General features: G+C 31.3%; 4 protein-coding genes. All 4 read left to right on the top strand.

All coding sequences use genetic code 11. The features are described from left to right. The first annotated feature begins 131 nt into the window (after positions 1-131). The 4 genes from BP769_RS03370 to cysK all read left to right on the top strand — a co-directional run bounded on the left by BP769_RS03370 (position 132) and on the right by cysK (position 6,128). Positions 132-2,846, top strand: a complete 2,715-nt coding sequence (locus BP769_RS03370) for a valine--tRNA ligase (RefSeq protein WP_413823969.1) — start codon at positions 132-134, stop codon at positions 2,844-2,846. Positions 2,847-2,905: 59 nt separating this feature from the next. Continuing rightward, positions 2,906-4,216 carry a 3-phosphoshikimate 1-carboxyvinyltransferase gene (gene aroA / locus BP769_RS03365; RefSeq protein ID WP_413827455.1) on the top strand — a complete coding sequence of 437 codons (1,311 nt, stop codon included), beginning with the start codon at positions 2,906-2,908 and terminating at the stop codon, positions 4,214-4,216. A gap of 11 nt (positions 4,217-4,227) precedes the next feature. Next, complete coding sequence (locus BP769_RS03360) at positions 4,228-4,851, top strand: endonuclease III domain-containing protein (RefSeq protein ID WP_409197802.1); 624 nt, start codon at positions 4,228-4,230, stop codon at positions 4,849-4,851. Positions 4,852-5,135: 284 nt separating this feature from the next. Next, entirely contained in the window at positions 5,136-6,128 is a 993-nt protein-coding gene (gene cysK, locus BP769_RS03355) for a cysteine synthase A (protein WP_413823963.1), read from the top strand. The last annotated feature ends 131 nt before the right edge of the window (positions 6,129-6,259 follow it).

Here is a 6,259-nt window from a genome sequence, read left to right as displayed (position 1 = left end):
CAACTAAATTTTTGACAGAGCCTAATATCATAATATTATATTAAATAAGAAATACAAAAAATACATTATAATATTATAATTAATACTAATTAAAAAAAAAATTTTTATTTTAAAAATATGGGAGAAAATTTATGACAGAAAGGGATATTCCAAAAGATTATAACCATAAAAACGAAGCACAATGGCAAAAAAAATGGGATGATGAAGAAATATATAAATTCATAGGTGACGGTACACGTCCAAGATACATAATAGACACCCCACCACCATATCCAACCGGAAACATACACTTAGGTCACGTATTAAACTGGGCATACATTGACTTCAATGCAAGATATCGAAGAGAAAAAGGAAACGATGTACTATTCCCTCAAGGATGGGATTGTCATGGATTACCAACAGAAGTAAAAGTAGAAGAAACACATCACATTAAAAAGAATGATGTGGCCCTACAAGATTTTCGTCAAATGTGTGTTGATTTAACAACTGAAAACATTGCAAAGATGAAAAAACAAATGAAAAGCTTAGGATTCTCACAAGACTGGAGTAGAGAATTCGTCACCATGACTCCTGAATATAAAAGAAGAACACAATACAGTTTCCTTAAAATGTACAATCAAGGATTAATCTACCGAGGAATACATCCAGTTAACTGGTGTCCTCGATGCGAAACAGCTATAGCATTTGCAGAAGTAGAATATGGGGATAATGTAACTAAATTAAACTATGTAAACTTCCCACCAGCAGAAGTAAAAGATAAACCTGAAGGAAACTCATATGTCCCAGCAAATGGTGAACATGCAAATCCTACAGATGAAGGTATACTCATTGCAACTACACGTCCAGAACTAATGATGGCATGTGTAGCTGTAGTAATACATCCAGATGATGAAAGATACAACCAATTATTAGATAAATATGTTGAAGTACCATTATCTGGTCAAAAAGTGAAAATCATAGCAGATACAGAAGTAGACCCAGAATATGGTACTGGTGCAGTAATGGTATGTACCTTTGGGGATAAAACGGATGTAGCATGGGTAAACAAGTATGATTTAGATATTATAGTAGCAATCTCTGAACAAGGAATCATAACTAGTGCAGGTGGAAAATATGAAGGATTAACACTTCCTGAATGTGCAGAAGCAACCATCCAAGATTTAAAATCAGAAGGATACTTAATAAAACAAGAAGATGTGGAACAAAATGTTGGAAGATGCTGGAGATGTAAAACACCAATAGAAATATTAGTGAAAAAACAATGGTTCATTGCAGTTAGAAAATTAATAGATGAAACCAAAAAAGCATCAAATGAAATTAACTGGGTACCAAAACACATGGAATCACGTCTATTAAATTGGGCGGATAATATGGAATGGGATTGGTGTATATCCCGTCAAAGACTTTTCGCAACACCTATACCAGTATGGTATTGTAAAAAATGTGGAAAAGTCCACCTACCTGACGCGGAAGATTTACCAGTAGACCCAACAGTAGATAAACCAAAACATCCATGTGAATGTGGATCAACAAAATTCATTGGAGAAACAGATGTACTTGATACATGGATGGATAGTTCAATAAGTCCATTATCCATTGCAGGATGGCCAGACCCATCATATAAAGAATGTTTCCCAAGTAATATACGTCCACAAGGACATGATATTATCCGTACATGGGCATTTTACACAATACTTAGAAGTCTTGCACTTACAGGTGAAAAACCATTTTCTGAAATAGTTATAAATGGTATGGTATTTGGTGAAGATGGATTTAAAATGAGTAAATCCCGTGGAAATGTAATAGCACCAGATGAAGTAGTTAGTAAATATGGTGCAGATGCTATACGTACATGGGCAGCAAACAGTATACCAGGTTCAGATGTAGCATTTGATTGGAACGATATTAAATATGGTTATAAATTCATAAGAAAATTCTGGAACGCTTTCAGATTCATAAGCATGCACATATTCGATGAAGAAATAGACTCTGATAGTGTTAATAATTTAAACCCTACAGATAAATGGATACTCTCCAAATTAAACAATGTAAATAAAGTTTGTGATGAAGCATACATTAAGTATGATTATGCAACAGTAATAAACACTATAGAAGACTTCGTATGGCATGATTTCTGTGATGAATACATAGAAGCAGTAAAATACAGATTATACAATGATGAAATCACCGAAGAATCCCGGAAAGCTGCAAAATATACTTTACACAATGTAATTGAAGATACTTTAAAGATTCTTGCACCAATAGCACCATACTTTACAGAAGAAGTATACCAATACTTCAATGAGGATGAAAGTATTCATAATCAACTTTGGCCAAGTTTAGAAGAAGGAACCAGTGAAACTAATCTAACAACTGGTGATACTGCTATTAACTTAATAAGTGAAATTAGAAGATTCAAATCTTCAAACAAAATAGCATTAAACCAACCACTAAACACCCTAAATGTTTACACAGATAACAATGACTTAACTAAGATTTTTAATGAATTCTTTGATGATATTAAAGGAACCTTAAAAATTGGTGAATTAAATATTAAATCTGGAAAACCTGAAGTTCATGAAAAAGTAATTGAAATAGAACCAGATATGAGTAAAATTGGACCTAAATTTAAAGGTGATGCTGGAAAAGTAATTGGATATATTAAATCTAATGATCCTGATAGTATTGCAAGTAAATTAGAAAGTGACGGAGAAATAATTATTGCTGATAAATCAGTAGTAATTGATGATTTACGAATCCTAAAAGAAGTTCAAGGTGAATCTGGTCAAAAGGTAGATGTCTTCCATTCTAAAGATTTAGATGTTATTTTAGAAGTAATAAAATAAAAAAATAATATTTTTTTTATTACCCTTTTTTTTATAAAGTTAAAAGTGTGGTTTTTGCCATGATTCTTAAAGTTAAAAATGTTTCAAAAATCCAAGGGAAAGTTAAAGCTCCATCAAGTAAAAGTTACAGTCATAGAGCTGTAATATTAGCATCACTTGCAAAAGGTGAAAGTAACTTATACAATGTTCTTTTATCTGAAGATGTTAAATCAACATTAAGTGCATGTGAAAGTTTAGGTGCGAAAATCATAAACAAAAAAGACCACCTCCAAGTTATAGGTGTGAATGGTAAATTACATAATACTTCTAAAGATTTTATTGATTTAGGTAATTCTGGAACAAGTCTACGTCTTTTAACCTCAATTGCAGGTTTATCTGATAATACTGTACAGTTTTCTGGTGATGATTCATTACTCACAAGACCTATGAATCCATTATTAAATGCTTTAAAAGATTTAGGTGTAAAAACAGAATCCCTTAATGGTAAGGCACCTATAAAAGTTTATCCCGGTTATGTTGGTGGTAAAATTAGTATTCCGGGAAATATTAGTTCACAATTCATCTCAAGCATACTAATATCTGCACCACTATCTAAAGATGGTGTGTGTTTATCTGTTTTACCAGAATTTGTAAGTAAACCATACGTTAATATGACAATTGATATTATGGAAAAATTCGGTGTTAAAATCGAAGAATTTGAAATAAACAAACATGAAGATTGTAATAAAACCATAAAATCCTGCAGTATAGACCAATTCCAAATACCATCAGCAATTTATCAAGGAATAAATTATCAAGTAGAAGGGGATTATTCTAGTGCTTCTTATTTACTTGCAGCATGTGCTATTTGTGGTGGGGAAATCACTGTAAGTAATCTTTTTAAGGATTCTAAACAGGGAGATAAATATATATTAAATATTTTAGCTAAAATGGGATGTGAAATAGAATCTGGTGAAGATTTTGTTAAAATACAATCTAATGGAAAATTAAAAGGAGTTGAAGTTAATCTTTCTAATGCTCCAGATTTGATTTTAACTGTTGCAGCACTAGGTTGTCTTGCAAGTGGTGATACACTTATTACTGGTGTTAAACATGGTCGTTTAAAAGAAACTGATCGTATTGCAACTAGTTGTATGGAACTTAAAAAATTAGGTGTTGACCTTGTTGAATTTGAAGATGGTATGCTTATTCATGGTGGAGTAAATGATGGTATAGTAAAATCCCATAGGGATCATCGTTTAGCTATGGCTTTTACTTTAATAGGTTTAAAACATAATATCACTATTAAAGATGGTGAAGTTTTCAATGTTTCATATCCTAACTTTTTAACTAGTATGGGTGAAATTGGAGTAGAATTAGAACTAAAATAAGGAGTGTTTTTATGGATAAAACTGAACAAGTTATTGAAATTTTTAAAAGATTAAAAGAGATTTATACTATAAGAATTTTTGAGGGTAAAGATCCTTATAAGGTTTTAATCAGAACTATTCTTTCTCAAAGAACACGTGATGAAAATACAGATCAAGCTACTGCTAATTTATTTAATAAATACCCTGATATTAATAGTGTTGCTAATGCACCAGTTGAAGATATAGAGGAATTAGTTCATCCTGCTGGTTTTTATCATGTTAAAGCAGCTAGAATTCAAGAGGTTTCACAGATTATCATTGATGAGTATGATGGTGTGGTACCGGATAATATGAAGGAATTATTGGATTTACCTGGTGTTGGTCGTAAGACTGCTAATTGTGTTTTAGTTTTTGCTTTTTGTAAACCTGCTATTCCTGTTGATACTCATGTTCATCGTATTAGTAATCGTTGGGGTTTAGTTGATACTAGTAAACCTGAACAGACTGAATTGGAATTGATGAAGATTGTTCCTAAGGATATGTGGATTGAGTTGAATGATATTATGGTTCAGTTTGGTCAAACTATTTGTAAACCTACTTCTCCTCAATGTGGTGATTGTCCTTTAATTGGTTTATGTGCTTTTGATAATGGTTAAAACACTACTCTTTTTTTATTTATTTATTATTTTTTAGGTTTTTTTAATATTTTTTGTGTGGGGTTAAGTTTATAAGCATAAAAAAATAATATAACAATAGTTATATAACAATAGTTATATTTTTATTATAAAAAGAACTATCAAAATTATATAACACAATAAAATAAAAGATTTTAATTAATAAAAATTCTTTTAATTATAAAAAAACAAAAATACATTTAAATAATTAAAAAAAAATTAATTCACTTTTCAAAAAAAAATTAAACTAATGGAGCATATTAATAATGACAAATGATTTAAACATACCAGAATTAACAAGAGGAATAGCAAACGATATAACAGAAACAATTGGAAACACCCCACTAGTAAGATTAAACAAACTAACAGAAGGATTAGAAGCAGAAGTACTAGTTAAAATAGAATCATTCAACCCAGTAAGCAGTGTGAAAGATCGCGTTGGAGTGGCAATGATAAAATACGGTGAAAAAGAAGGATTAATCAAACCCGATTCAGTAATCATAGAACCAACAAGTGGAAACACAGGAATCGCATTAGGATTTGTATCTGCAGCAAAAAATTACAGATTAATACTCACCATGCCAGAAACAATGTCAATAGAACGTAAAAAACTACTCGCATTATTCGGTGCAGAAATAGTACTAACACCAGGATCTGAAGGAATGGGTGGAGCAGTTGCAAAAGCAGAAGAACTAGCAAAAGAAATCCCAAATGCAGTAATACCACAACAATTCAATAATAAATTCAACCCCAAAGTACACTCAGAAACAACAGCACAAGAACTAATAAGAGACACCAACAATGGAGTGGATATATTAGTATCCGCAGCAGGAACCGGTGGAACATTAATCGGAATATCAGAAGTATTAAAAAAAGAAAAACCAGGATTTAAAGCAGTAGCAGTAGAACCACAAACAAGCCAAACCCTCGGTAAAGGTGAAAAAGGAGCACATAAAATCCAAGGAATCGGACCAGGATTCATACCAGGAATCTTCAAACCAGAATTAGTAGATGAAATTTTCCCAGTAAAAGATGAAGATGCAGGATCCACCCTCCTTAAACTAGCTAAACAAGAAGGAATACTTGCAGGAATATCCTCAGGTGCAGCAACATATGCAGCAATACAATTAGCTAAAAGACCAGAAAACAAAGGAAAAACAATAGTAGCAATCCTACCAGATACAGGTGAAAGATACCTATCCGTAGACTGGTTATTTAAAGACATCTACCAAGAATACCCAGAAATCTTCAAACAATAAAAAAAATACACCCATTTCCACCCCACTATTTTTTCCTCTTTTTTATATTTTATTTTAAAATAATTTATTTTTTTTTAACAATAGTTATTTATATTTAAAAATTTAAAAATTAACTATAAATAAATAAAAAT

The organism is Methanobrevibacter sp. UBA417, assembly GCF_002508845.1.
GTDB classification, from domain to species: domain Archaea; phylum Methanobacteriota; class Methanobacteria; order Methanobacteriales; family Methanobacteriaceae; genus Methanobrevibacter_A; species Methanobrevibacter_A acididurans.
Note: the sequence above shows the minus strand (reverse complement) of the source record. Positions and strands in the feature narration are given on the sequence as shown.